Genomic DNA, 25,366 nt, shown 5'->3' with positions numbered 1-25,366 from the left:
ACGATGAAATTCACCCTCTCCTGGCTCAAGGATCATCTCGAGACCGACGCCTCGCTTGCCGAGATCGTCGAGCGGCTGACCGCGATCGGCCTGGAAGTCGAACATGTCGACGACAAGGCGGGCCTGAAGCCCTTCGTCATCGCCAAGGTGCTGACGGCAGTGCAGCATCCCGACGCCGACCGGCTTCGGGTGCTGACCGTCGACACCGGCGACGGCAAGCCGCCGGTGCAGGTGGTGTGCGGCGCGCCCAACGCCCGCGCGGGCCTGATCGGCGCCTTCGCGGCGCCCGGCACCTATGTTCCGGGCATCGACGTGACGCTGTCGGTCGGCAAGATCCGCGGCGTCGAAAGCCACGGCATGATGTGCTCCGAACGCGAGCTGGAAATCTCCGACGAGCATAACGGCATCATCGATTTGCCGCAGGACGCGCCGGTCGGCACCAGCTTCGCCGCCTACGCGCATCTCGACGATCCGGTCATCGAGATCAACCTGACGCCGAACCGGCCGGACGCGACCAGCGTCTACGGCATTGCGCGCGACCTCGCGGCAAGCGGTCTCGGCCGATTGACTGGCGGCGGGATCATGCCGCATGCCGGTGACGGCCTCTGCCCGGTCAAGGTCACGATCGAGGCGCCGGAGCTCTGCCCGGGCTTCGCGCTGGCGCTGGTGAAGGGCGTCAAGAACGGCCCGTCGCCGAAATGGCTGCAGCAGCGGCTGATCGCCATCGGGCTCCGACCGATCAGCGCGCTGGTCGACATCACCAACTACGTCACCTTCGATCGCGGCCGGCCGCTGCATGTGTTCGACGCGAAGAAGGTCGCCGGCAACCTCGTGGTGCGCCGCGCCAGGGAAGGCGAGACGGTGCTGGCGCTGGACGGGCGCGAATACACGCTGACGCCCGAAATGTGCGTGATCGCCGACGACAATGGCGTCGAGTCGATCGCCGGCATCATGGGCGGCGAGCATTCCGGCTGCGACGAGAACACCACCGACGTGCTGATCGAGTCGGCGCTCTGGGATCCGATCACCACGGCCCGCACCGGCCGCGCGCTCGGCATCATCACCGACGCGCGCTACCGCTTCGAGCGCGGCGTCGACCCGGAATTCATGGTGCCGGGCGTCGAGCTCGCGACCAAGCTGGTGCTCGACTTCTGCGGTGGCACGCCGTCGGAGATCGAGGTGGCGGGCTATGCCGGCCACAAGGCGAAAGTCGTCACCTTCCCGCTCTCGGAAGTGAAGCGGCTGACCGGCATCGAGGTGCCGAGGGAGGAAGCTCTCGGCATCCTGACCCGCCTCGGCTTCGAGCCGCAGGGATCGGGTGACACGGTCAAGGTGAAGGTGCCGTCCTGGCGTCCGGACGTCGACGGCAAGGCCGATCTCGTCGAGGAGGTGATGCGCATCCACGGCGTCGACAACATCGCACCGCAGCCGCTCACCTCACATGACGCGGTCAACGGCAAGATCCTGACGACGCTGCAGGTTCGCACGCGGGCGGCCAAGCGCGCGCTGGCCGTGCGCGGCATGATGGAGGCCGTCACCTGGTCGTTCATCCCGGCCAAGCACGCCGAGCTCTTCGGCGGCGGCCAGACGGCGCTGAAGCTCGCCAACCCGATCGCCGCCGACATGTCCGACATGCGGCCTTCGCTGCTGCCGGGGCTGATCGCGGCCGCGCAGCGCAATGCCGACAAGGGCATCGGCGACGTGGCGCTGTTCGAGGTCTCGGGCACCTATGAGGGCGATGCCGCCGACCAGCAGCGGCGCGTGGCCGCTGGCGTCAGGCGCGGCACGGCCAAGCTCGACGGTTCGGGGCGCAGCTGGGCCGGCAATGCCGGACCGGTCGGCGTGTTCGACGCCAAGGCGGACGCGATCGCGGCGCTCGAAGCCTGCGGCGCGCCGGTCGACCGGCTGCAGATCGAGCCCGGCGGCCCGGCCTGGTATCATCCGGGACGCTCCGGCACGATCAAGCTCGGGCCGAAGACCGTGCTCGGCACCTTCGGCGAATTCCATCCGAAGACGCTGGACGGGCTCGACGTGTCGGGTCCGCTCTGCGGCTTCGAGGTTTTCGTCGACGCCGTGCCGGAGCCGAAGGCCAAGCCGACGCGCACCAAGCCAAAGCTGGAGCTTTCACCCTTCCAGGCGGTGAAGCGCGACTTCGCCTTCGTCGTCGACCGGTCGGTGGAGGCCGGCACGCTGGTACGGGCCGCCCTTGCCGCCGACAAGAAGCTGGTCACCGGCGTTTCGGTGTTCGACGTCTTCGAGGGCGCGTCGCTGGGCGCTGCCAAGAAGTCGATCGCCATCGAGGTGTCGATCCAGCCGGTCGAAAAGACGCTGACCGACGAGGATTTCGAGGCGCTGGCCAAGCGCATCGTCGAGAACGTCAACAAGCAAACGGGCGGCGTGCTGCGGGCCTAACGCTTTCAGGGATTGTCGGAGCATGGCGAATCGCCCTCCAAAGAGCGATGGACCATCTCCGCTATTCCGGCCTTTCCTTCGAAGCGCAGCGCGAGGCCTTCCTCGCCATCGTCGCGGCCGACCCGCTGCTCGATGAAACACTGGCGCGTGTACGCCAGCTCGCGCTGCCGGATTGGCTGGTGGTTTCCGGCGCGCTCTACAACAGCGTGTGGAACCATCTGACCGGCAAGCCGCCTGGATACGGCATCAAGGATGTCGACCTGTTCTATTTCGACGACGCCGACCTCTCCTACGAGGCCGAGGATGCGGTGATCCGCCGGGCGGCGCAGCATTTCCAGGGATTGCCGCTCCCGGTCGAGGTGCGCAACCAGGCGCGGGTGCATCTGTGGTATCCGGTGAAGTTTGGGCAGGCGTGTCCGAGGTATGCGAGCGCCAGCGAGTCGGTGAGCTATTTTGCGTCGAAGACGCATGCTGTCGGGGTGCGGTACGATGCCGAGGGGTGCCTGGATTTGGTTGCGCCGTTCGGGCTGGATGATGTTTTTTCGTTTCGCATCACGCCGAACCGGGCGCTGGACAATCAGCGGACGCATGAGGTGAAGGGGAAGCGCGCCAAGGAGTATTGGCCGGAGATTGAGGTGGTGGCCTGGTAGGGCGCAGAGATAAGATGAGCCGGCGCGAGGCCCCCCTCTCTGCCCTGCCGGGCATCTCCCCCTCAAGGGGGGATTAGATGTCACGCCCGCTTTCGCTAATCGCCAACGTTGCAAAGGAAGCGCGCCCGCGCCGAAGCTGCCAATCTCCCCCCTTGAGGGGGAGATGTCAGGCAGGACAGAGAGGGGGGCCTCGCACCGACCTTCGAAAAAGGGACGCCGAAGCGCCCCTTTTGCTCACCCATTCACCAGCGCCAGCAGCTCCTCCGTATAGCGCTTGCCGACCACCTTATCCGGCGACAGCGCGTCGCCGATCGCCGCCACCTCCGCAGCGCTGAGCTCAATCCCGGCCGCCGCCGTGTTCTGCTCAAGGTGGCGTATCTTACGCGCACCCGGGATCGGCACGATGAAATCGCCCTGGTGCAGCACCCAGGCGAGCGCCAGCTGCGCCGACGTGACACCCTTCTCTGCCGCCATCTTCTCCAGCACCGCGATGACGGCGTTGTTGGCTTCCATCGCCTCGGCTTGGAAGCGCGGCAGTGTGCGGCGCCAGTCGTCGGCGCCGAGCGCGTCCGGCTTGCCGATCGTGCCGGTGAGCAGGCCGCGGCCGAGCGGGCTGTAGGGCACGAAGCCGATGCCAAGCTCGCGGCAGACGGCGAATATCTCGTCCTCCGGATCGCGGCTCCACAGCGAATATTCGCTCTGCACGGCGGCGATCGGGTGCACGGCATGCGCCCGGCGCAGCGTCGCGCCGCTCACTTCCGACAGGCCGAGCGCGCGGACCTTGCCCTCGCGCACGAGTTCGGCCATGGCGCCGACCGTGTCTTCGATCGGCACGTTCGGGTCGACGCGGTGCTGGTAGTAGAGGTCGATGACATCGGTATCGAGCCGCTTCAGCGAGGCTTCGGCCACCGCCTTGACGTGTTCGGGGCGACTGTCGACGCCGGCCATGCGGTCGATGCCCGTGCCTTTGTCCAAAATCTTGAAGCCGAATTTGGTGGCGATGGTGACCTTGTCGCGCACCGGCTTCAGCGCCTTGCCGAGCAGGATCTCGTTCTCGAAGGGACCGTAGACTTCGGCCGTATCGAAGAAGGTGACGCCGATCTCGACGGCGCGGCGCAGCGTGGCGATCGCCTCGGCCTCCGACTGGCCGCCATAGGCGAAGCTCATGCCCATGCAGCCGAGGCCGACGGGGAAGACTTCGAGTTCAGTTCCGAGCTTGCGGGTTTGCATGGCGCATCTCCTTGTTTGCGATGGCGATGAGATAGTGCCTTGCAATGCGTTCGATAATTCTGTCTCTTTTGCACGGCTTGCTCTATAAAATAGAACAATAAACCGCACCAACCTCTCGCAGCTCGCCGTGCTTGCAACCGTCGCCCAATGCGCCAGCTTTCGCGGCGCGGCGCGCGAGCTTGGCATCGCGCCCTCAGCGGTGAGCCACGCGGTGTCGAGCCTGGAGGCGCGGCTCGGCGTGCGGTTGCTGGCACGCAGCACGCGCAGCGTCGCGCCGACCGAGGAGGGCGCGCAATTGCTCGAACGGTTGCGGCCGGCGCTGTCCGAGATCGACCTGGCGCTGGAAACAGCGGTCGAGGCGCGTGACCGGCCAGCCGGCAATCTGCGGCTGACGGTGCCGCGCACGGCTGCGCATCTGACGCTGACGCCTCGGCTCGGCGCCTTTGCCGCCGCCTATCCCGACATCGTGCTGGAGATCGTCATCGAGGACCGCTTCACCGACGTGGTCGAAGGCGGTTTCGACGCCGGCGTGCGGCTCGGCGAAAGCCTGCAGCGCGACATGATCGCGGTGCGCATCGGCCCCGATCTTCGCGGCGCCGTCGTCGGCGCGCCGTCCTATTTCGAGGCGATGCCGAAACCTCGCCATCCGCGCGAGCTGGCCGACCATCGCTGCATCCGCTTCCGTTTCTCCAGCGGCATCCTCTATCGATGGGAGTTCGAGAAAGACGGCGAGGAGATCGAAATCGCCGCGCAAGGGCCGCTGATCCTCGACGAGGATCACCTGATCGCCCAGGCGGCTGTCGACGGCGCCGGGCTCGCCTTCGTCTTCGAGCCCTATGTGCGGGCGCCACTCGCCGACGGAAGGCTGGTCCACGTGCTGGAGGACTGGTGCCCGTCCTTCGAAGGCTTCTTCGTCTACTATCCGGGCCGCCGGCAAATGCGGCCGGCGCTGAGAGCGTTCGTGGATTTCTTCAAGGTGAGCGGGTAGCTCGTCCCCGCGAAAAGTACAATTGCATATGGCAGCGTTGGCCCCCTCTCCGTCCGCTGCGCGGCCACCTCTCTCCCATTTCATCGGGGCGAGGAAACGCCAACCGCCGACGTCGCGACCTTCGCAAGTTTAGGTTCCTCGCCCCACAAAGTGGCGAGAGGTGGCTCGGCAAAGCCGAGACGAAGAGGGGAGCGCCCTATTGCCCGCCTTCAGGCTAAGGCGGAAGAAAGCCGGCGCCAGCTTCGTTCGCCTTCCATGCAATCCCTCACCAACACCTCCGCCCGCTATGGCTGGGCGATGATCATCCTCCACTGGCTGATCGGCATCGTCTTCATCGGCCAGTTCGCGCTCGGCTTCGTCATGGTGCGCACGACAAGCCAGCGGGCGTCCTTCGAGCTGATCCAGTTGCACAAATCCTTCGGCTTCCTGCTGCTGGGACTGATCATCCTGCGCATCGCCTGGCGGCTTCGCAATGCGGCGCCAGCCTTGCCGGCTTCGGTCGGAACGCTGGAGCGCAGGACAGCGCCGCTGGCGCATTTCGCGCTCTATGTTTTCCAGATCGCGCTGCCGCTCTCCGGCTGGGCGCTGGTCTCGGTCTCGACGCTGGAGATTCCGACCATGCCGTTCGACCTGTTCGTGATGCCCAACCTGCCACTGGCCGAATCCGATGCGGCGGAAAGCTTCTGGTCGGCGGCGCATTGGTACCTCGCCTATGCCGGCATCGCGCTGGTGGCGCTGCACATCGCGGCGGCGCTGCGCCATCATTTCCTGCTGCGCGACAGCGTGCTGACGCGCATGATCACACCTTCGTCAGGCAGGGAATAGAACCGCGCCATCATTCGTTGGTGGGGCGAGAACGCAGAAGAAGCGTATCTGCGGAAGGAAGAAACCCATGAACGCGCGCATCCTCGGATTGGCGGCCTTTGCCGCTTGCCTTGCCGTGCCTGCCATTGCCGCGGTGGCGCTCAGCGACGCCGCCGGCAGCTACACGATCAGCCCGTCGGGCTCGTCGATCCGCTTCACCATCGGCAAGGCCGGCGGCGGTGGTTTCGACGGCGCCTTCGGCCGCTTCAAGGGCACGATCCGCATCGACAATGGCGATGTCGGCCGCTCCAAGGTCGACCTCACCATCTATCCCGAAAGCGTCGGCACGGGCCAAGGCCGCATCGACGCCTTCCTGCGCTCCGACGCGGTGTTCGACGCCGCCAACAATCCGGAAATCCAGTTCCGCTCGACCAGCGTGACCCGCACCGGCGACGCGACGGCGCTGGTGACCGGCAGGCTGACGGCGCGCGGCAAGACGTTTCCAGAAAAATTCACGGCCGAGCTCGGCGGATTGAAGGGCGGGACCATCAGGTTCCACGTCACCGGCAAGGTGCTCAGGTCGCGCTACGGCATGGATGTCGGCACGCCGCTCTATTCCAACATCGTCGATTTCGACATGACGCTGATGGGCAAGAGGGGCTGAGCACGACCTAGTTTCCTCGCCCCCGCGAAGGCGGGGGAGAGGTGGCTCGGGCGAAGCCCGAGACGGAGCGGGGGACGCCCTCCGCGACGGCAGAGCCCTTTGATATCGAAGTGGTCGGCGAGCCCTATAAAGTGCCCCGCTCCGGCAGCTCGCGCTCTACGAAGGCCCCTCTCCGTCCAGGCTTTGCCGGGCCACCTCTTCCCCACTGCGTGGGGCGAGGAACGGAGCTTCCCGCATTGGCTTTTCCCTCGATTTCGGGCAAACCTCGTTGCCTGTAAACCGACATGGAGAAGCGTGATGTTCCGATGGGGTGTTCTGTCGACGGCGAAGATCGGCCGCGAGCAGCTTTTGCCGGCAATCGTGGATTCGGAGAACGGCGTCTTGTCGGCGATCGCCAGCCGCGACCTGGCGAAGGCCAAGGCGCTGGGTGAGCGTTTCGGCGCCCGCCATGCTTTCGGCTCCTATGAGGAACTGCTTGCCTCCAAGGAGGTCGACGGCGTCTACATCCCGTTGCCGACCTCGCAGCATGTCGAATGGACGGCCAAGGCGATCGAAGCCGGGAAACATGTGCTGGTGGAAAAGCCGCTGGCGCTCGACGCCAAGGACATCCCGCCGCTGATCAAGCTGCGCGACCAAAAGAAGGTGCAGGTCTGCGAAGCCTTCATGGTCGTCTACCATCCGCAGTGGATCAAGGTGCGCGACCTCATCGCCGGCGGCGCCATCGGCCGGCTGCGTCACGTGCAGGGTGCGTTCTCCTATTACAATGTCGATCCCAAGAACATGCGCAACCAGCTCGATCTCGGCGGCGGCGCGCTGCCCGACATCGGCGTCTATCCGACGGTGTCGACGCGCTTTTCGACCGGCAAGGAGCCGCTTCGCGTGCAGGCGACGATCGAGCGCGACAAGACATTCGGCACCGACATCTATTCCTCGATCCGCGCCGATTTCGGCGATTTCGAGCTGTCTTTCTATCTGTCGACGCAGATGGCGGCGCGGCAGGTGATGGTGTTCCACGGCGAGAAAGGCTTCATCGAGGTCTTCGGCCCCTTCAATGCCGGGCTCTACGAGCACCACCGCATCGAACTGCACAACCAGAACCACACCGAAGCGCAGGTGTTCCGCTTCCCCGGCACGCAGCAGTATCGGCTGGAATGCGAGGCCTTCGTACGCGCGGCACAGGGCGGCAAGGACCGCGTCTTCACGCTGGAGGAATCGGTGCTGAACCAGAAGGTCATCGACGCCATCTTCCGCGCCGGCGAAAAGGACGGCTGGGAGAACGTCTGAGACGTCGCAATAGGCTGCCGGCTAACTTCTGGGAGGAAACATGGCTGACGCGGACGCGATCATTGTCGGCGCGGGGCTGGCGGGCCTCGCCGCCGCGGCCGAGCTGACCGACGCCGGCAGGAAGATCATCATCGTCGACCAGGAGCCGGAGCAGTCGCTGGGCGGCCAGGCCTTCTGGTCGTTCGGCGGGTTGTTCCTGGTCGATTCGCCGGAGCAGCGGCGCATGCGCATCCGCGATTCGCACGACCTCGCGCTCGAGGACTGGATGGGCACGGCCGCCTTCGACCGTCCGGAGGATTTCTGGCCGCGCAAATGGGCCGAGGCGTATGTCGACTTCGCCGCCGGAGAGAAGCGCTCCTGGCTGATCGAGCGCGGCTTGAAATTCTTCCCCGTCGTCGGCTGGGCCGAGCGCGGCGGCGGCAATGCGACCGGCCACGGCAATTCGGTACCGCGTTTCCACATCACCTGGGGCACCGGGCCCGGCGTGCTGGAGCCGTTCGCGCTGCGCGTGCGCGAGGCGCAAAAGCGCGGGCTGGTCGAGTTCAGGTTCCGCCACCGGGTCAACGAGGTCACCCGCACCGGCAATACGGTGACGGGCGTGCGCGGCGATGTGCTGGAGCCGAGCAGCGCCGAGCGCGGCCGCAAGAGCTCGCGCGCAGTGACCGGCGAGTTCGAGCTTCACGCGCAGGCGGTGATCGTGGCTTCCGGGGGCATCGGCGGCAATCACGAGCTGGTGCGCCAGAACTGGCCGCAGCGCCTGGGCGCGCCACCGAAGCGGATGATCACCGGCGTTCCCGATCACGTCGATGGCCGCATGCTGGCGATCACCGAGGCGGCTGGGGGCTCGATCATCAACCGCGACCGGATGTGGCACTATGTCGAGGGGATAAAAAACTGGGCGCCGGTCTGGACCGAGCATGCGATCCGCATCCTGCCGGGCCCGTCCTCGTTGTGGCTTGACGCGCGCGGCAAAAGGCTGCCGGTGCCGCTCTATCCGGGCTTCGACACTCTAGCCACGCTCAGCCACATCATGAGCACCGGCTTCGACTATTCCTGGTTCATCCTGACCAGGAAGATCATCCAGAAGGAGTTCGCCCTGTCGGGCTCGGAGCAGAACCCCGATCTGACGGGCAAAAGCTGGCGGCAGGTGCTGGGCCGCGCGACATCGGGCATTCCCGGTCCGGTGAAGGCCTTCATGGACAAGGGCGAGGACTTCATCGTCGAGGCCGATCTTTCGAAGCTGGTGGCGCGCATGAACGCGCTGGCCGGCGGCGAGCCGCTGCTCGAGGTGGCGCAGGTCGAGCGCGAGATCCGCGCCCGCGACATGCAGCTCGACAATCCGTTCTCCAAGGATGCGCAGATCACGGCGCTGCGTAGCGCCCGCGCCTATCTCGGCGACAAGCTGATCCGCACCGCAAAGCCGCACAAGATGCTCGACCCGGCCAACGGCCCGCTGATCGCGGTGCGCCTCAACATCCTCACCCGCAAGACGCTGGGCGGCCTGCAGACCGACCTCGACAGCCGCGTGCTCGATGCTGGCGGCCAGCCGGTGCCGGGACTCTACGCGGTCGGCGAGGCGGCTGGCTTCGGCGGCGGCGGCGTGCATGGCTACGCGGCGCTGGAAGGCACCTTCCTCGGCGGCTGCATCTTTTCGGGGCGCAGCGCGGGGCGGGCGGCGGCGGCCACGATTGCGTGAACGGAAGGCACGGGTGATCGCCGGTTCAGCGACAACGCTGTAGGCTTTTTCGGCCAATCGTTATCGACCGAAACTCCAATCACAACGGGAGTAGCATGCGCATCATCGTCTATGGCATCGGCGCGGTCGGTGGCGCCATCGCGGCCCAGCTGAGTTTTTCCGGAAATGACGTCATCGGCATTGCCCGCGGCCGTCAGCTCGACGCCATTCGCGCCTCCGGGCTGACGCTTTCCACCCCGCAAGGCACCAAGACCGCGCGCTTCCCCGTCCATGCCGACCCGGCGGAGATTTCCTTCAGGGGCGACGATGTCGTGCTCCTGACGATGAAGACCCCCGATACACTCGGCGCGCTGCAGCGGCTCAAAGCCGCCGGTGCAGCGGCGCAGCCCGTATTCTGCTTCCAGAACGGCGTTGCCAATGAGCCGCTCGCGTTGCGCTTCTTCGCCAATGTCTATGGCGCGACAGTGATGCTGCCTTCCGACTACGAGACGCCAGGCGAGGTCACCGCCTATTTCGGGCCCAAGATCGGCGCCTTCGATATCGGCCGCTATCCTTCAGGAATCGACGACTCTGTCGAGAAACTGGGCGGGGTTCTCAGCGCGTCCGGTTTCATAGTCGATCCCAGGGACAATGTGATGAGCAGCAAATATCGCAAGCTGCTGGCCAACCTTCGAAACATCATTGACGCGGCGCTCGGGGAGGTTGAGTTGCAGCGGAAATGGCATGCGAAGGCACGGGCCGAAGCCGAGGCGGTGATGAGCGCGGCCGGGATCGACTGGGACAAAACCGACGCCATGGCCCGCGAACAACTGACCATCACTACAGTCCCGGGCCGGGTGCGTGTCGGGTCATCGACGCTGCAGAGCATCGTGCGCGGAACCGGCTCGCTTGAGACGGACTTTCTCAACGGCGAGATCGTCCTTCTCGGACGACTGCACGGCATAGCCACGCCCGTCAACTCTGCTCTGTGCAAACTGTCGATCGAGCTGGCCAGCGGCCGGATGCGACCGCAATCGGCCGGCGACGACACGATCGTCTCCATGATCGGCGGAATCGGCTGATCGCCGGAGGCGATCAAAAAATAGGACCCGGCCTGAGAATCCTTTCTGGCCTGCGGAACGTCTTCCTCCTGCACCCACAAACAGGAGACGACCATGACCTACAATCTCATCCGCTACGGCGTGAAGGACGCCAGCATCGCCGAGAACCGGGCACTGGTGGCAAAAGTGTTCGAGGCGCTGGACGAAACGCAGCCGCAAACCCTGCGCTATCTGGTGCTCGAACTGGAGAATGGCGAATTCGTGCATCTCGTCGGCTACGACAAGGACAGCTCGGCGCTGACCGAGATCGACGCGTTCAAGGCGTTCGGCGCCAATCATGCCGAACGGCGCTCGACGCCGCTTGCCAGGGCGCCGGCGAAGATCGTCGGCAACTATCGTATGCTGGCCAAGGCCGATGAAGCCGTGCCGGCCTGACCTGGGCTGGGTATGGCGACAGGCATCGGCGAGGCGAGAAAAGGGACGATGAGCTCAGCAGGGTTCGACCGCGCGGAACTTGGAGCCATGCTCGTCGGCCTGCGGCCGAAGCTGCACCGCTATGCGGCGCGCATGGCCGGCTCGGCGATCGAGGGCGAGGACATCGTGCAGGAAACGGTGGTGAAGGCGCTTGCCGCATATGACGGCGGCGCTCTCGTCGAACGCCCCGAGCAGTGGCTGTTCCGCATCGCCCACAATGCGGCGCAGGATCATCTGCGCCGCAGCCAGCGGGAGCGCTCCCGCATCACCGAGGCCGACATGACGATGATTGAGGACCTCTCGGCCAGCGCCGAGAGAAGGCTCGCGGCCGCGGCGAGCCTGCGCAGCTTCATGCGGCTGACGCCGGCGCAACGCAGCGCCGTGATCCTGGTCGACGTGCTCGGCCTCAGCCTGCAGGAGACCTGCGAGGTGACGGGCGCGACTTTAGCCGCCACCAAGGCAGCGCTGCATCGCGGCCGGACGGAACTGAAGGCGATGGCGGCGTTGCCGGAGGACATGGCCATGCCGAAGCTCGACCCGGAGGAGGAGCGCCGGCTGCGCCGCTATGTCGACCTGTTCAACGCGCGCGATTTCGACGGGGTCAGGAGGCTGATCGCCGAGGATGTCCAGGTCGACGTCGTCAATCGCGCCCGCCTCAACGGCAAGAAGGAAGCCTCGACCTATTTCGGCAATTACGACCGCCTCGGCGACTGGGCGCTGTCGCTCGGCTTCGTCGATGGCCAGCCGGCGATCCTGATCCGCGACCCACAGGCGGACGATACCGTGCGCGGCTTCGTGCTGGTCGACTGGTGCGGCGAAGAGGTCGTGCGCATCCGCGATTTCCGCCACGCGCCTTATTGCGTCGTGGACGCCGATATCCTCCCGGTTCCCAGCGAGCGGGCATGACGCCGAGACCGCGTTAAGACCGCTTCCCTGTTCTCGCTCACCAGGCCGAGTTTCCTCCAGCCATCGACGCGGCTATAAATCCCTGTCGGACAGGCATTGGAATGGGCACTCACGTCGTGACACAGGCTGATCTCGATACGCACGGCATACCGGCGCGGCTCTTGGCGGCGCTTATCGCGCTGGCGGCATGGGCCGGCATGGACGTGCATTTTCACGCGCTCGCCGACAGGCCGGCGTCGTGGCCCGCCGTGCTTTGGCGGCTGCTCGGCTATTTCACGATCACCACCAATCTTCTGGTCGCGGTCGCGTTCACCGGCGTCGCGGTGAAGGCGCGGTTCGCGACGCCATGGCTGCTCGGCGCGACCCTCCTCAACATCGCGCTCGTCGGCGTCGTCTATGCGCTGCTGCTGCAGGGCCTGCAGGAGCTGACCGGCGGCTCGCAGCTCGCCAACGTCCTGCTTCACAAGGTGACGCCGGCACTGACGATCGTTTTCTGGCTAATTTTCGTCCCCAAGGGCACGCTGACCCGCCAGGCGCCGCTTCTGTGGGCGCTCTATCCGCTCTTCTATCTCGTCTACGCCCTGGTTCGCGGGTCTTTCGAAGGGCGTTATCCCTATCCATTCATCGACGTCGCCCAGATCGGCTGGGCGCAGACCCTTGTAAGCAGCGCCCTGATCGCGCTCGGCTTCGTCGTTGCCGGGGAAGCGCTGGTCTGGCTCGACCGGCGGCTCGGTGGAGCAGGGAAACCTTAGCGAATCGCCCATGGCTCTTTGTTCCGACGCAAGTGCGGACGGAGGCTACGGCGAGGTCGCCGAGCCCAACCGCCACACTTTTCTGGAACGGCTCTAGTGGCACTGCACGGGATTTTGACCGGCCGGCTCTGTTTGCATTGGCAGGTGGCATGCGTTGGCGATTGGCCGAAACGCCCGTCGCGAATCGTCATTCCAGGGCGGAGCAGGAGCGAAGCTCCGTCGCGAAGACCCTAGAATTCTGCACCGTGGCGGCGCTTCCAAGTCACGGAATGGTTCCTCGGGTTCTGCGCCGCGTCGCTTCGCTCCTTGCTTCGCCCGTGGATGACGAAGCGATGGGCGTTTCGGCCAATCTCCCGCGAAGCAGGCGCCTGCAGTCTCCGATCCGCCAGGGTCTGGAGCGGCTCGGTTACTCCGTGAAACGACGAGCCGCTCCGCACAGGCTCGGCGCGATAGCCGCGCCTTGACGGCCTTTTCTCCGCCTCTACTGTCGCGGCTGTGTCAACGAGAGCCGCGCAATGAACACGACGCCTGTCAGCGTTCAAAGTCTCCACCATCATTTGAAGCGCATGAGCGGCCGCGACCCGCACGAGGAGCATCGCGTCGCCACGCCGCTCGAGCTGCTCTTCGACCTGACTTTCGTCACCGCTTTCGGCCTTGCCTCGTCGCAGCTGGCGCATGCCCTGGCCGAGGGCCATTATGCGGTCGGCCTGCTCGGCTTCGGCTTCGCCGGCTTCGCCATCTGCTGGGCCTGGATCAATTTCTCCTGGTTCTCCTCGGCCTATGACACCGACGACTGGGTCTTCCGTCTCATCACCATGGTGCAGATGATCGGCGTGCTGGTGCTGGCCATCGGCCTGCCGCGCATGTTCGCCTCGATCGAGCATGGCGAGCATCTCGACAATTCCATCATGGTGCTGGGCTACGTCATCATGCGCGTCGCCATGATCGTCCAGTGGCTGCGCGCGGCCAGGCAGGATCCCGCGCGGCGCGGTATCTGCCTCACCTATGTCACAGCCATCGCCATCGCGCAGATCGGCTGGGTGGTGCAGATCCTGGTCGATTTCTCGGTGGTGACCAGCCTGGTCTTCGGCGCGATTCTGCTGCTGATCGAGCTCTCCGGGCCGGTGATCGCCGAACGCAGGGATGGCGGCACGCCCTGGCACGCGCATCACATGGCCGAACGCTACAGCCTGTTCGCCATCATCGCTCTGGGCGAAGGCGTTGTCGGCACGCTGGCCTCGCTGTCGGCCGTGGTCGAGGAGCAGGGCTGGAACCTCGATGCAGCTCTTGTCGGCGTCGCCGGCACCGGCCTCACCTTCGGCATGTGGTGGTGCTACTACATGCTGCCTTCGGGACCGGTCCTGCACGCGCACCGCGAGCGCTCATTCGTCTGGGGCTATGGCCAGATGCTGATCGTGGCCGCGATCGTCGCCACCGGCGCGGGCCTGCATGTCGCAGCCTATTTCATCGAGCACAAGGCCCATATCGGGCCGCTTGCGGTTTTGCTCTCGGCCGCGATCCCGCTCGCCATTTTCCTCGGCGGGATCTACGCGCTCTACTATTATCTCGTGCAGCGCTTCGACCCGTTCCACATCTGGCTGCTGCTGGCCACGGCGGCGGTCGCAGCGCTTGCCGTTATCGCCGCCATTGCCGGCGTCGACATGGCGGTCTGCCTGATCATCCTGACGCTGGCGCCGGCGGTCACCGTCGTCGGTTATGAAATCCACGGTCACCGCCACCAGGCGGAATCGCTCGCCATCGACGAGCGGCACACGCTGCACTGAGGATTTCAGGCTGGTTAGATGCCTTCGACCAGCACGATCTCGCCATCGGCGACTTTCTGGCGGATGGCGACGGCGCGCTGGTATTCCGGCGAGTGGTAGCAGTCATGCGCCGCCGCAAGCGATTCGAACTCGATGATCACGTTGCGGGCGCGGCCCGGCCCTTCGGCCTTTTCATGCTCGCCGCCACGCGCCAGGAACTTCGCGCCGAAACGGTCGAAGGCGAGCTTGGCGGCGGCGACATAGTCCTTGTAGCCCTCGGCGTCGCGCACATCGACACGGGCGATCCAATATCCCTTCGGCATTCCTTTTTCTCCTGTTTGCGTCGCCTAGCGAGGACCAGGTCGGAAAGTCGCTCCGGTGAGGCAGCTGGTGGCGTTTTCGAGAACCGGAGCGGAGCATACTTAAAGTACGTGAGCAGCGTATGACCCCGAAAATTGAAATCGATTTTCGGAAAGGATCATACGCAAATCAAAAAAGCTACAGCGTCCTTTGCGCGTCCTAAGGACGCGCGGCGCTGTAGAAGCGCAGAAAACGCCGCCGGATGACCGCCGGAGTAGAGTTTCGGAACTCGTCCTCAGGCGGATTGCATTTCGGCGAGTATCGCCTCGGCTGCCGCACGCCGGTCGGGCGCGGCGACGATTGGCCGGCCGACGACGAGATGGCTGGAGCCGTTGCGGATCGCCTGCGCCGGCGTCACCACGCGTTTCTGGTCGCCATGGTCGCTGCCGGACGGCCGGATGCCCGGCGTCACCACCGCCAGGTCGGGGCCGACGATCCGGCGCACCGCCTCGGCCTCTTCCGCCGAGCAGACGATGCCGCCCATGCCGGCATGCAGTGCCTGTTCGGAGCGCCTGAGCACCAGCGTGTGCGGGTCGTATTCATAGCCGGCGTCGATCACATCCTGCTCGTCCATCGAGGTCAGCACCGTCACCCCGAGCAGGCACAGATCGCTGCCCTTGGCTGCCTCGACCGCCGCTTTCATGGCCCTGGGGTAGGCATGCAGCGTCAGCATCGTCATGCCCATCTTGACGATGTTCTCGACGCCCTTGGCCACCGTGTTGTCGATGTCGAGCAGCTTCATGTCGAGGAACACTTTCGTGCCGCCGCTGGCGAGCTCGCGCGCGAAGTCCAGTCCGCCGGCGAAGGCGAGCTGATAGCCGATCTTATAGAAGGAAACCGCACCCTCGAGCTCGCGCACCGCTCTCTCGGCCTCCTTCAGCGTCGGCAGGTCCAGCCCGACGATCAGCCTGTCCCGCATCGTGTCGGCCCCCGCGAAATGGATCATGCCTCGATCCGGGTCGACAGCATGCGCGAGGTTTCGATCAGTGTACGGCATAGGCGCTCCATCGATTGGTGTAGTCTGGTGTCCCTGAATTGTCCGTCCTCGGCGAAGGCTTCGCCGGCCTCGGAAACCGAGCATTCCGGCGTGATCACCTCCATCTGGCAGCGCACCAGCACCGCGCGCAGATGGTTGATGCAGCGTATGCCGGCGAACTTGCCCTCCGAGGACGAGCAGAGCCCCACCGGCTTGCCGGCAAGCGGCCTGAACGCGCGGCTGCCGTCGCGCCGTATCCGGCTCACCCAGTCGATCGCGTTCTTGAGCAGCGGCGGGATCGAGCCGTTATATTCGGGGGTCGCGATCAGCAGCCCGTCATGCGCCGCGATTTGGCGGCCGAGCTTGATGGCGTTTTCGGGAATGCCTTTTTCCTTTTCCAGGTCCTCGTCTATGATCGGCAGCGGATAATCGCCGAGCGAGATGCGCGTCACCTCCGCGCCCTGCATGGCCAGTTCCTTCTGCGCCACATCGGCGGTCCGGCCGCTATAGGCGCCGGTCCGGACCGAGCCGGCGAAGACGAGGATTCGTGGGATCACTGCCATTGGCCACCCTTGTTCGGGGACAGGTACAGCCAAGGAGCATTCAAATCAACGAGCGGGTGGCAGAAAACGTTCGAGGGATCGGTCGCGGCCTGCGAACTTCGTCATCCTCGGGTCTGCGCGCGTCGCTACGCTCCTTGCTCCGCCCGTGGATGACAAACGGATGGGCGTTTAGGCTAATCACCAAGGACGGCTGCTACCACCGACTAGGGTCGAATACTTTCGCAGTTAGAACCTAATGCGCCGGCCGGCGATAAATCCACAGCTGCGTCGGCGGGATGTTGCGGATGATGAAATCGAAATGCTTGACCGTGTAATTGCCGCGGCCGGGCGGGATCGGCGACAGCGGGCCATAGGTCAGCTGCACGATCGGCCGGCCATGCGGGATGCGGTCGAGCAGGCTTTCGATATAGGCGATGCGCTGGGCGACCGGGAAATTGAGCAGCGGCACGCCGGAAACGACCGAATCGAACACCATGTCGCGCTTGTCGCCGAGCGTGGCGTTGAGATTGAAGGCGTCGCCCTCGATCACGTTGACGCCGGGATAGAGCCGGCGCAGATGGCGCACGAAGTCGGTCGAATATTCGACCGCGTAGAGATTCTCGGGCTTCACGCCCTGGGCGAGGATGGCGCGGGTGATGACGCCGGTGCCGGGCCCGACTTCCAATACCGGCAGGCCCGATCTCGGATTGACGATCGAGGCCATCTTGCGGGCGGTGATGGAACTGGTGGGAACGATCGAGCCGACCGTTTTCGGCTTGTCGATCCAGCCTTTGAAGAACTTGAGCTCGTCGTCGAATTTTTCGGCCAGCGCTTTGCGCAACCCGGGACTACGTGCCATGCGAGCTCTCCTCAATGCTCAGCCCCCGATCCGCTACTTAGCAGTTGGGTGGGACAAGGCAAGGCGTCATCTGGCATAAGGTGTTGATGACGCTTGGGAAGCGGCTGCTCTTTGTTGGAGCATGATCTTTTCCGAAAACCGGCAACCACTTTTTGGGATCATGCTCTAGCGATGCCGACAATCCTGTGATCAGCTTTCGCCGAACGACTCGAAGAAGTCTTTCATGCGCGCGAAAAACCCGCTCGACTGGGGCGAGTTGTCCTTGGACGAGAGCTGCTCGAACTCCTCCAGCAATTCACGCTGGCGGCGCGTCAGGTTCTGCGGCGTCTCGACCGCCGTCTGGATGTAGAGGTCGCCGACATTGGGCTGGCGCAGCACCGGCATGCCCTTGCCCTTCAAGCGGAACTGGCGGCCGTTCTGGGTGCCCTCCGTCACCTTGACCTTGGTCTGGGTGCCATCGAGCGTGGTGACCTCGAAGGAGCCGCCAAGGGCGGCCGTCGTCATCGAGATCGGCACTTTGCAATAGAGATCGGCGCCGTCGCGCTGGAAGAATTCGTGCGGCTTCACTGCCAGGAAGATGTAGAGGTCGCCCGAGGGTCCGCCGCGCAGGCCGGCCTCGCCCTCATTGGCCAGCCGGATACGGGTGCCGTCCTCGATGCCGGCCGGGATGTTGACCGACAGCGAGCGCTCCTCGGTGACGCGGCCCTGTCCAGCGCATTTCGGGCAGGGGTCCTTGATCGTCTGGCCGCGGCCCTGGCATTGCGGGCAGGTGCGTTCGATCGAGAAGAAGCCTTGCGTGGCGCGCACCTTGCCGTGGCCGTGGCACATGGCGCAGGTCACCGGCTGCGTGCCGGGCTTGGCGCCGCTGCCCGAGCATTCCGAGCACGAGATCGAAGCCGGCACGCGGATCTGCGCGGTCTTGCCGGCAAAGGCTTCTTCCAGCGTGATTTCCATGTTGTAGCGCAGGTCGGCGCCGCGTTCGCGGCCGCCGGAGGAACGGCGCTGCCGGCCGCCCATCATGTCGCCGAAAATATCCTCGAAGATGTCGGCGAAGCCGCCGGCGCCGAAACCATGCGCTGCGCCGTTCATGCCGCCCTGCTCGAAGGCGGCATGGCCGAAGCGGTCATAGGCGGCGCGCTTCTGCGGGTCCTTCAGCGTCTCGTAGGCTTCGTTGATTTCCTTGAACTTGTGCTCGCAGGCACCGTCGCCGGGGTTGCGGTCGGGATGGAACTGCATGGCGAGCTTACGGAAAGCGCTCTTGAGTTCCTTGTCGTCGGCGCCTTTTTGCACGCCCAGCGTTTCGTAGAAATCAGCTTTCATTTTTTCCCGCTGTCCGGATGCTCAATGTCTTCAAGCATTGTTGGCGACGTTTGCCGGCATGGTCTTGGATTTAGGAGCGATGTTTCCCGGATGCTAGTGCCAAGCCGGGCCCGCTCCAGGTTTTTCCTTCACATTTTCAGGCAGGCCCGCACTTTTTCAGGCAGGGTTGCAAAAAAGCCCGGCCTTTCGCCGGGCTTTTGCACTTATTTCGCCGTCAGCCGGCTCAGGCCGACTTCTTCTTGTCGTCGTCTTCGTCGATTTCCTCGAAGTCGGCGTCGACCACGTCCGAATCCTTGGCGGCATCCGCCTTGGCGTCGGCTTCGGCCGCTTCCTTCTGCGAGGCCTCGTACATGGCCTGGCCGAGCTTCATCGACGCTTCGGCGAGCGACTGCGACTTGGCCTCGATATCGGCCGGGTCGTCGCCTTCGGCCGCGGCTTTCAGCGCGGCGATGGCATCGGAGATCGCGGTGCGGTCGGCCTCCGAAACCTTGTCGCCATAGTCCTTGAGCGACTTCTCGGACGAATGCACCAGCGCTTCGGCCTGGTTGCGGGCCTCGACGAGGGCGCGGCGCTTCTTGTCCGCATCGGCGTTGGCCTCGGCGTCCTTCACCATCTTCTCGATGTCGGCGTCGGACAGACCGCCCGAAGCCTGGATGCGGATCTGGTGCTCCTTGCCGGTGCCCTTGTCCTTGGCCGAGACGTTGACGATGCCGTTGGCGTCGATGTCGAAGGTGACCTCGATCTGCGGCACGCCGCGCGGCGCCGGCGGGATACCGACCAGGTCGAACTGGCCGAGCATCTTGTTGTCGGCCGCCATTTCACGCTCGCCCTGGAAGACGCGGATCGTCACCGCGCTCTGCGAATCCTCGGCGGTCGAGAAGGTCTGGCTCTTCTTGGTCGGGATCGTCGTGTTGCGCTCGATCAGTCGGGTGAACACGCCACCCAGCGTCTCGATCCCCAGCGACAGCGGCGTCACGTCGAGCAGCAGCACGTCCTTGACGTCGCCCTGCAGCACGCCGGCCTGGATGGCGGCGCCGAGAGCGACGACCTCATCCGGGTTGACGCCCTTGTGCGGCTCCTTGCCGAAGAACTGCTTCACGATCTCCTGGATCTTGGGCATGCGGGTCATGCCGCCGACCAGAACCACTTCGTCGATCTCGGCAGCCTTCAGGCCGGCATCCTTGAGCGCCGCCTTGCAGGGCTCGATGGTACGCTGGACGAGGTCGTCGACCAGCTGCTCGAACTTCGCCCGGGTGAGCTTCATCGTCAGGTGCTTCGGGCCGGTTGCGTCGGCGGTGATGAAGGGCAGGTTGATCTCGGTCTGCGTCGTCGACGACAGCTCGATCTTGGCCTTCTCGGCCGCTTCCTTCAGACGCTGAAGCGCGAGCTTGTCGTTCTTCAGGTCGATGCCCTGTTCCTTCTTGAACTCGGCCGCCAGGTACTCGACGAGCCGCATGTCGAAGTCCTCGCCGCCGAGGAAGGTGTCGCCATTGGTCGACTTCACCTCGAACACGCCGTCGCCGATTTCGAGCACCGAAATATCGAAGGTACCGCCGCCAAGGTCATAGACGGCGATGGTCTTGCCGTCCTTCTTTTCCAGGCCGTAGGCAAGTGCGGCGGCCGTCGGCTCGTTGATGATGCGCAGCACCTCGAGGCCGGCGATCCTGCCGGCATCCTTGGTCGCCTGGCGCTGGGCGTCGTTGAAATAGGCCGGAACGGTGATGACCGCCTTCTCGACCTTCTCGCCGAGATAGGCTTCCGCCGTCTCCTTCATCTTCTGCAGGATCATGGCCGAGATCTGGCTGGGCGACTGCTTCTTGCCGCCGGCCTCGACCCAGGCGTCGCCATTGTCGCCCTTGACGATCTTGTAAGGGACAAGCTTCTTGTCCTTCTCCGTCACCGGGTCGTCATAGCGGCGGCCGATCAGGCGCTTGACCGCGAAGATGGTGTTTTCCGGATTGGTGACCGCCTGGCGCTTGGCAGGCTGGCCGACGAGACGTTCGCCGTCATTCGAGATGGCGACGATGGAAGGCGTCGTGCGCGCGCCTTCAGCGTTCTCGATCACCTTGGGGTCCTTGCCATCCATGATGGCGATACAGGAATTGGTGGTGCCGAGATCGATACCGATAACTTTTGCCATTGTTCTAGTCTCTCCTCTAAGCAGGCTCTCAGGACCCTTCAAAAGGCGTTCCGACGAAAGCCCCTGTTCACAAGAAATCCCGTCACGGTCCCCGTTTTCCGGGGCCGGACGGCTGGCGCGTATATAAGAACAGGCGACCCAAGGCGCAAGCATTCTGCGCAAGCTGTCCATTGTCTCGGCACGGGGCGCGAAGCGGCCCGCCGCGCTTCGCGGCACGACCGGCGCGAGATCGCGCTATCGCATTGTTCCGGATTGCTTTTTTGGAACGGGCGCCGTTGACGGCGCACGGCTATGCCTTCCGGGAAAGGCAAGGCTTACCCCGGCGGGCGTGACTTTCGGTCGCGAAAGAGCTGGAAATCCGTGCCGTCGTCGCGGTTTCGGCGCCTGGCGGCGGGATTTCAAGAGCGTTCGGCGCTCTGGCAAAAGCCCTGCCGGGCGCGTGGCCCGGCAGGGGGCTGGGCTTCAAGCAATTCCAGGAAAAGTGCGTAGCGGTTTTCCGTTCGGAATTGCGTCAAACAAAACCTAGAGCCCGTTGTCCTTGAGGATCTTGGCGGCGTTGTCCTTGGTGACCTTTTCCGTCGGCAGCGTGATGGTCTTTTCGACCTTCTCGCCATTCAGGAACTTGATCGCCTGGCGCAGGCCTTCCGCACCCGGCGTGACGTAGGTGAAGGTCGCCGTCAGCTCGCCCTTGTTCACCATCTGCACGCCTTCGTTGGGCAGGCCGTCGATGCCGATGAACTTGATGTCCTTTTCGCGCCCGACATCCTTGGCCGCGAGATAGGCGCCATAGGCCATCGGATCGTTGTGGCCGTAGACGAGGTCGATCTTTTCATTGGTCTTCAGCGCGTTGGCCATGATGTTGTATGCCTGGTCCTGCTTCCAGTCGCCCGACTGCTGGTCGAGCAGGTACTTGATGCCCGGCTCCTTGTCGGTGAACTCGTGGAAGCCGTCATGGCGGTCATGCGCGGGCTGCGTGCCCATGCCGCCCCAGATCTCGACGACGTTGCCGGCCGCCTTGCCCTTGCCGCCGAGAAGCTCGACGGCATATTCGCCCGCCGCCCGGCCGATCAGCGCGTTGTCGCCGCCGACGAACTGCGTGTAGTCCTTGGTGTCGACATTGCGGTCGAGCACGAAGACCGGGATCTTGGCGTCGATCGCCTGCTGCACCACGCCGGTGAGACCTGCCGATTCCTTCGGCGACACCAGCAGCGCGTCGACCTCCTGGCGGATCAGGTTCTCGACATCGGCGACCTGCTTCTCGGTCTTGTCCTCGCCGTCGGTGATGATCAGCTCGACCTCGGGATGCTTGGCGGCTTCGGCGATGATGTCCTTGTTGAACTGGGCACGCCAGGGTTCGATGGTCGTCACCTGCGAGAAGCCGATCTTCCACTTCTTGTCCTGGGCAAAGGCATGGTTGCTGGAAAAGAGAACGGTGGTCGTCAGAAGTGCCGCCGCGAAAGTGGCAAGCTTCAGCATATCACGTCGTTTCATGGTCCTGTTTCCTCCAGATTATAGAGACGAGGTCTCCTGTGACGGCCGCTTGGCTGCAGCCGTTTCCTTTTGCGCAGCCCGTCCGCCGGGCAGGCGCAGATAGCTTAAGATGTCGCCGGCATTGCGCTCCTGCACGAGCACGGTGCCGATGATGATCGCCCCCTTCAGCACCAGCTGAAGGTTCGAATTGATGTTGTGAAGCTGCAGGATGTTGGACAGCAGGCCGAAGATCAGCACGCCGCAAAAGGTGCCGATCAGGCTGCCGCGCCCGCCCATCAGGCTGGTGCCGCCGATGACCACGGCGGCGATGGCGTCGAGCTCGAGCCCCGCGCCGGCGTCCGGCTTGCCCTGCCGGTACTGCGCCACGTAGAGCACCGCGGCGATGCCGGCGAGCAGGCCGGACACGGCATAGGTGGCGATCTTGACGCGCCCCGCGGCGATGCCCGAAAGCCGTGCCGCTTCCTCATTGCCGCCGATGGCATAGACATAGCGGCCGAAGGGCGTGAAGCGCAGCACCGCGCCGTAGATCACGATCGCGCCGAGGAAGAACAGGCCGGGCATCGGCACGACGCCGAACACCAGCGAGCGCAGTATCTCGAAGTCCTCGGTGGCGTTGGAGCCGGTATAGACCGGCAGCACCGCGTTGTTCTGCCCGGCCGTCAGCCTGGCGATGCCGAGCGCCGTCACCATCATCGCCAGCGTGACGATGAAGGGCTGCAGCCGCCCGGCGACGATGATGAAGCCGTTGATGGTGCCGAACAGAAGGCCGACGCAGGGCGCCACCAGCAGCACGCCGAGCACGCCGAACTTGGTCTCGACCTGCGGCAGCAGGTACCACAGCGAAAGGCAGCAGAGCACCACGCCGACCACAGCCGGGATGATCAGCCCGCGCGCCTTGTCCAGCCGAACCTCGCGGCTGGCGTCCGCGCGAGCGCGGGTCTTCTCGATGTTGAGCAGGATGAAGCGGGTGACGAGCGCGCCGAGGCACAGGGCGACCAGCGCGGTCGTCGGCACGCCGAGCGCCGCCGACGGCGTGACGCCGGGCACGGTCAGAAGCATGGCGCAGACGACCGAGCAGATCGCCATCAGCGAGCCGACGGAAAGATCGATCCCGCCGGTCAGGATCACCGCGGTCATGCCGGTGGCGATCAGGCCGGTGGTCGACACCTGGCGCAGCACGTCGAGCAGGTTGCCGTAGGACAGGAAGATGTTGTTGCCCTTGGAGCTGATCGGCGAGCCGAACACGCCGATCAGGAAGATGGCGATCAGCCCCCAGTAAAGCTTGGTGCGGGAGAGAAGGCTGATGAGGTTCATGCGGCAGGTCTCGCGGCCCGTTTTGGCGAGGCAAGTCTTTGTGTGGCAAGTCTGGGCGCGGCAAGCCGCATGATCGCCTCTTCGCTGGCTTCAGTGCGGGACAGGATGCCGCGCTGGCGGCCTTCCGCCATGACCAGGATGCGGTCGGCCAGATGCAGGAGCTCGGGGAGTTCGGAGCTGATCACGGCGATCGCCAGCCCGTCGCCGGCCAGCTTGAAGATGAGGTCGTAGATTTCGCGCTTGGCGCCGACATCGATGCCGCGCGTCGGCTCGTCGAGCAGAAGCACGCGCGGCCGCGTCGCCAGCCACTTGCCGATCACCACCTTCTGCTGGTTGCCGCCGGACAGCGTGCCGGCGGCCTGCTCGATGCTTTCGCAGCGAATGCCGAGCGCGCTGACGGCCTCTCGTGCCAGGCCCTGCTCGCCCGAGCGCGAGCGCAGGCCGAAGCGCGCCAGCGCGCCGACCAAAGGCAGCGCGACATTGTCGGTGATCGAGGCCTTGAGATGCAGGCCTTGCGTCTTGCGGTCCTCGGTCACCAGGGCGATGCCGAGCCGGCGGGCCTCGCGCGGCGAGCCGATCTCGACCGGCGCGCCGTCGAGCCGGATCTCGCCGCCGGTGCGGCCGCCGCTGGAGCCGAAGATCGCCTCCAGGATTTCGGTGCGGCCGGAACCCAGCAGCCCGCCTATGCCGAGGATCTCGCCGGCCGAAAGGTCGAAGCCGACGCCCTCGATCACCGTGCGCCAGCCATGCCGGTCGGGCTTCGACAGCGACAGGTCCTTGACCGAGAGCGCTATCCTGCCGCCGGGGCCGCGTTCGTGGTCGGAGGAAGCCAGAAGGTCGCGCCCGACCATGGCGGAGATGATGGCGTCTTCGCTCAGTCGAGCCATGTCCTGCGTCAACACATGGCGTCCGTCGCGCAGCACCGTCACCCGGCTTGCCAGATGCATGACCTCGTCGATGCGATGCGAAATGTAGACGATCGCGACGCCGCCTGCCGCGAGCTGGCCGATGATGCGGAACAGTCTCTGGCACTCGGCCGGCGACAGCGCCGAGGTCGGCTCGTCCATGATCAGGATGCGCGCCGATTTCGACAGCGCCTTGGCGATCTCGACCAGCTGCTGCTCGCCGACCCTGAGCGTGCCGACCCGCGCTTCCGGATCGAGCTCGATGCCCAGCCGTTGCAGCAGCGCGCTTGCCGCGCGGCCGCTCGCCTTGCGGTCGACGACCAGCCCGGCGATCAGCTTTTCGCGGCCGAGGAAGATGTTGTCGGCGACGCTGAGCTCGGGGACGAGGTTGAGTTCCTGGTGGATGATGGCGACGCCGGCATCCTCCGCATCGCGGACACCGGTGAACTGAACGGTCTGGCCGTCGATCGCCACCGCGCCTTCATAGTCGGTATAGACGCCCGAGAGGATTTTCATCAGCGTCGACTTGCCGGCGCCGTTCTCGCCCATCAGCGCATGCACCTCACCGGGCCTGAGGTCCAGCTTCACGTCGGACAGCGCGGTGATGCCGCCGAATCGCTTGGAGATGCCGGTCGCGCTCAGAACGACGGCGGGACCGCCGGCGGTCGCGTTGCCAGTCGTGATGGACTCAGCGCGCTGCATGGCAAAGGACGGCCTCCCTCCGTCGTCTTCGATTGCCCGAACGCTAATCTAAACGTTTCGAACGTGTCAAGCGCATATCTGGTCACCGAGGATT

General features: G+C 65.0%; 22 protein-coding genes. 12 read left to right on the top strand and 10 right to left on the bottom strand.

Annotated features, from left to right (window positions below; translation table 11 throughout):
* Nucleotides 1–3 precede the first annotated feature (3 nt).
* On the top strand, nt 4–2,412 hold the full coding sequence (pheT, locus tag FJ471_RS02400) for a phenylalanine--tRNA ligase subunit beta (RefSeq protein ID WP_140801571.1): 2,409 nt from the start codon (nt 4–6) through the stop codon (nt 2,410–2,412).
* 47 nt (nt 2,413–2,459) lie between these two features.
* On the top strand, nt 2,460–3,062 hold the full coding sequence (locus FJ471_RS02395; RefSeq protein ID WP_140801570.1) for a nucleotidyltransferase family protein: 603 nt from the start codon (nt 2,460–2,462) through the stop codon (nt 3,060–3,062).
* A gap of 234 nt (nt 3,063–3,296) precedes the next feature.
* Here FJ471_RS02395 and FJ471_RS02390 read toward each other — a convergent pair whose 3' ends face one another.
* Nucleotides 3,297–4,292 (bottom strand): aldo/keto reductase, encoded by a 996-nt coding sequence (locus FJ471_RS02390; RefSeq protein WP_140801569.1) that lies wholly within the window; start codon nt 4,290–4,292, stop codon nt 3,297–3,299.
* A 97-nt stretch (nt 4,293–4,389) separates the two neighbouring features.
* Between FJ471_RS02390 and FJ471_RS02385 the strand changes: the two genes are divergently transcribed.
* The 10 genes from FJ471_RS02385 (at nt 4,390) to FJ471_RS02340 (ending at nt 14,684) form a co-directional block, all read left to right on the top strand.
* A complete protein-coding gene (locus tag FJ471_RS02385; RefSeq protein WP_140801568.1) occupies nt 4,390–5,280 on the top strand; it encodes a LysR family transcriptional regulator in 891 nt (296 codons plus the stop codon).
* A gap of 255 nt (nt 5,281–5,535) precedes the next feature.
* Nucleotides 5,536–6,105: a cytochrome b gene (locus tag FJ471_RS02380; protein WP_140801567.1), complete on the top strand. Its 570-nt coding sequence runs from the start codon at nt 5,536–5,538 to the stop codon at nt 6,103–6,105.
* A gap of 67 nt (nt 6,106–6,172) precedes the next feature.
* Nucleotides 6,173–6,748, top strand: a complete 576-nt coding sequence (locus FJ471_RS02375; protein ID WP_140801566.1) for a YceI family protein — start codon at nt 6,173–6,175, stop codon at nt 6,746–6,748.
* Nucleotides 6,749–7,045: 297 nt separating this feature from the next.
* Entirely contained in the window at nt 7,046–8,032 is a 987-nt protein-coding gene (locus FJ471_RS02370; RefSeq protein WP_140801565.1) for a Gfo/Idh/MocA family oxidoreductase, read from the top strand.
* A gap of 40 nt (nt 8,033–8,072) precedes the next feature.
* Complete coding sequence (locus FJ471_RS02365) at nt 8,073–9,728, top strand: FAD-binding dehydrogenase (protein WP_140801564.1); 1,656 nt, start codon at nt 8,073–8,075, stop codon at nt 9,726–9,728.
* Nucleotides 9,729–9,823: 95 nt separating this feature from the next.
* Nucleotides 9,824–10,789 carry a 2-dehydropantoate 2-reductase N-terminal domain-containing protein gene (locus FJ471_RS02360; protein ID WP_140801563.1) on the top strand — a complete coding sequence of 322 codons (966 nt, stop codon included), beginning with the start codon at nt 9,824–9,826 and terminating at the stop codon, nt 10,787–10,789.
* Between the two features lie 93 nt (nt 10,790–10,882).
* Nucleotides 10,883–11,203 carry a hypothetical protein gene (locus FJ471_RS02355; protein ID WP_224669360.1) on the top strand — a complete coding sequence of 107 codons (321 nt, stop codon included), beginning with the start codon at nt 10,883–10,885 and terminating at the stop codon, nt 11,201–11,203.
* Between the two features lie 48 nt (nt 11,204–11,251).
* Nucleotides 11,252–12,148: an RNA polymerase sigma factor gene (locus FJ471_RS02350; protein WP_140801562.1), complete on the top strand. Its 897-nt coding sequence runs from the start codon at nt 11,252–11,254 to the stop codon at nt 12,146–12,148.
* Between the two features lie 101 nt (nt 12,149–12,249).
* The gene (locus tag FJ471_RS02345; RefSeq protein ID WP_210241992.1) at nt 12,250–12,900 is read left to right on the top strand and encodes a Pr6Pr family membrane protein; all 651 of its coding nucleotides are present in this window, start codon (nt 12,250–12,252) and stop codon (nt 12,898–12,900) included.
* 515 nt (nt 12,901–13,415) lie between these two features.
* Nucleotides 13,416–14,684 carry a low temperature requirement protein A gene (locus FJ471_RS02340; RefSeq protein ID WP_210241991.1) on the top strand — a complete coding sequence of 423 codons (1,269 nt, stop codon included), beginning with the start codon at nt 13,416–13,418 and terminating at the stop codon, nt 14,682–14,684.
* A gap of 14 nt (nt 14,685–14,698) precedes the next feature.
* On the opposite strand, the gene FJ471_RS02335 is transcribed toward FJ471_RS02340, so the two are convergent.
* The 9 genes from FJ471_RS02335 to FJ471_RS02295 form a co-directional block, all read right to left on the bottom strand.
* The gene (locus FJ471_RS02335; protein WP_040986451.1) at nt 14,699–14,986 is read right to left on the bottom strand and encodes a DUF1330 domain-containing protein; all 288 of its coding nucleotides are present in this window, start codon (nt 14,984–14,986) and stop codon (nt 14,699–14,701) included.
* Nucleotides 14,987–15,258: 272 nt separating this feature from the next.
* A complete protein-coding gene (gene pyrF / locus FJ471_RS02330) occupies nt 15,259–15,969 on the bottom strand; it encodes an orotidine-5'-phosphate decarboxylase (protein WP_140801561.1) in 711 nt (236 codons plus the stop codon).
* Nucleotides 15,966–16,562, bottom strand: coding sequence for an NADPH-dependent FMN reductase (locus FJ471_RS02325; RefSeq protein WP_140801560.1), 597 nt, complete (start codon nt 16,560–16,562; stop codon nt 15,966–15,968). The genes pyrF and FJ471_RS02325 overlap by 4 nt, the downstream gene beginning before the upstream one ends.
* Before the next feature lie 232 nt (nt 16,563–16,794).
* Nucleotides 16,795–17,400, bottom strand: coding sequence for a phospholipid N-methyltransferase PmtA (gene pmtA / locus FJ471_RS02320; protein WP_140801559.1), 606 nt, complete (start codon nt 17,398–17,400; stop codon nt 16,795–16,797).
* Nucleotides 17,401–17,589: 189 nt separating this feature from the next.
* Nucleotides 17,590–18,720 carry a molecular chaperone DnaJ gene (gene dnaJ / locus FJ471_RS02315; RefSeq protein ID WP_140801558.1) on the bottom strand — a complete coding sequence of 377 codons (1,131 nt, stop codon included), beginning with the start codon at nt 18,718–18,720 and terminating at the stop codon, nt 17,590–17,592.
* Nucleotides 18,721–18,943: 223 nt separating this feature from the next.
* Nucleotides 18,944–20,860: a molecular chaperone DnaK gene (gene dnaK, locus FJ471_RS02310; protein ID WP_140801557.1), complete on the bottom strand. Its 1,917-nt coding sequence runs from the start codon at nt 20,858–20,860 to the stop codon at nt 18,944–18,946.
* Between the two features lie 522 nt (nt 20,861–21,382).
* Complete coding sequence (locus FJ471_RS02305; RefSeq protein ID WP_140801556.1) at nt 21,383–22,351, bottom strand: substrate-binding domain-containing protein; 969 nt, start codon at nt 22,349–22,351, stop codon at nt 21,383–21,385.
* Nucleotides 22,352–22,369: 18 nt separating this feature from the next.
* On the bottom strand, nt 22,370–23,665 hold the full coding sequence (locus FJ471_RS02300) for an ABC transporter permease (RefSeq protein WP_140801555.1): 1,296 nt from the start codon (nt 23,663–23,665) through the stop codon (nt 22,370–22,372).
* The gene (locus FJ471_RS02295; RefSeq protein ID WP_140801554.1) at nt 23,662–25,272 is read right to left on the bottom strand and encodes a sugar ABC transporter ATP-binding protein; all 1,611 of its coding nucleotides are present in this window, start codon (nt 25,270–25,272) and stop codon (nt 23,662–23,664) included. Before FJ471_RS02295 ends, FJ471_RS02300 begins: the two co-directional genes overlap by 4 nt.
* Between the last annotated feature and the right edge of the window lie 94 nt (nt 25,273–25,366).

Origin of the sequence: Mesorhizobium sp. B2-7-1, assembly GCF_006440735.1 — a bacterium.
GTDB lineage: Bacteria > Pseudomonadota > Alphaproteobacteria > Rhizobiales > Rhizobiaceae > Mesorhizobium.
Note: the sequence above shows the minus strand (reverse complement) of the source record. Positions and strands in the feature narration are given on the sequence as shown.

Excerpts from the sequence above, each read along its gene's own strand:
- pheT (WP_140801571.1), top strand. The coding sequence starts at position 4 with ATGAAATTCACCCTCTCCTGGCTCAAGGATCATCTCGAGACCGACGCC.
- FJ471_RS02395 (WP_140801570.1), top strand. The coding sequence starts at position 2,460 with ATGGACCATCTCCGCTATTCCGGCCTTTCCTTCGAAGCGCAGCGCGAG.
- FJ471_RS02390 (WP_140801569.1), bottom strand. The coding sequence starts at position 4,292 with ATGCAAACCCGCAAGCTCGGAACTGAACTCGAAGTCTTCCCCGTCGGC.
- FJ471_RS02380 (WP_140801567.1), top strand. The coding sequence starts at position 5,536 with ATGCAATCCCTCACCAACACCTCCGCCCGCTATGGCTGGGCGATGATC.
- FJ471_RS02375 (WP_140801566.1), top strand. The coding sequence starts at position 6,173 with ATGAACGCGCGCATCCTCGGATTGGCGGCCTTTGCCGCTTGCCTTGCC.
- FJ471_RS02370 (WP_140801565.1), top strand. The coding sequence starts at position 7,046 with ATGTTCCGATGGGGTGTTCTGTCGACGGCGAAGATCGGCCGCGAGCAG.
- FJ471_RS02365 (WP_140801564.1), top strand. The coding sequence starts at position 8,073 with ATGGCTGACGCGGACGCGATCATTGTCGGCGCGGGGCTGGCGGGCCTC.
- FJ471_RS02360 (WP_140801563.1), top strand. The coding sequence starts at position 9,824 with ATGCGCATCATCGTCTATGGCATCGGCGCGGTCGGTGGCGCCATCGCG.
- FJ471_RS02355 (WP_224669360.1), top strand. The coding sequence starts at position 10,883 with ATGACCTACAATCTCATCCGCTACGGCGTGAAGGACGCCAGCATCGCC.
- FJ471_RS02350 (WP_140801562.1), top strand. The coding sequence starts at position 11,252 with ATGAGCTCAGCAGGGTTCGACCGCGCGGAACTTGGAGCCATGCTCGTC.
- FJ471_RS02345 (WP_210241992.1), top strand. The coding sequence starts at position 12,250 with ATGGGCACTCACGTCGTGACACAGGCTGATCTCGATACGCACGGCATA.
- FJ471_RS02340 (WP_210241991.1), top strand. The coding sequence starts at position 13,416 with ATGAACACGACGCCTGTCAGCGTTCAAAGTCTCCACCATCATTTGAAG.
- FJ471_RS02335 (WP_040986451.1), bottom strand. The coding sequence starts at position 14,986 with ATGCCGAAGGGATATTGGATCGCCCGTGTCGATGTGCGCGACGCCGAG.
- pyrF (WP_140801561.1), bottom strand. The coding sequence starts at position 15,969 with ATGATCCATTTCGCGGGGGCCGACACGATGCGGGACAGGCTGATCGTC.
- FJ471_RS02325 (WP_140801560.1), bottom strand. The coding sequence starts at position 16,562 with ATGGCAGTGATCCCACGAATCCTCGTCTTCGCCGGCTCGGTCCGGACC.
- pmtA (WP_140801559.1), bottom strand. The coding sequence starts at position 17,400 with ATGGCACGTAGTCCCGGGTTGCGCAAAGCGCTGGCCGAAAAATTCGAC.
- dnaJ (WP_140801558.1), bottom strand. The coding sequence starts at position 18,720 with ATGAAAGCTGATTTCTACGAAACGCTGGGCGTGCAAAAAGGCGCCGAC.
- dnaK (WP_140801557.1), bottom strand. The coding sequence starts at position 20,860 with ATGGCAAAAGTTATCGGTATCGATCTCGGCACCACCAATTCCTGTATC.
- FJ471_RS02305 (WP_140801556.1), bottom strand. The coding sequence starts at position 22,351 with ATGAAACGACGTGATATGCTGAAGCTTGCCACTTTCGCGGCGGCACTT.
- FJ471_RS02300 (WP_140801555.1), bottom strand. The coding sequence starts at position 23,665 with ATGAACCTCATCAGCCTTCTCTCCCGCACCAAGCTTTACTGGGGGCTG.
- FJ471_RS02295 (WP_140801554.1), bottom strand. The coding sequence starts at position 25,272 with ATGCAGCGCGCTGAGTCCATCACGACTGGCAACGCGACCGCCGGCGGT.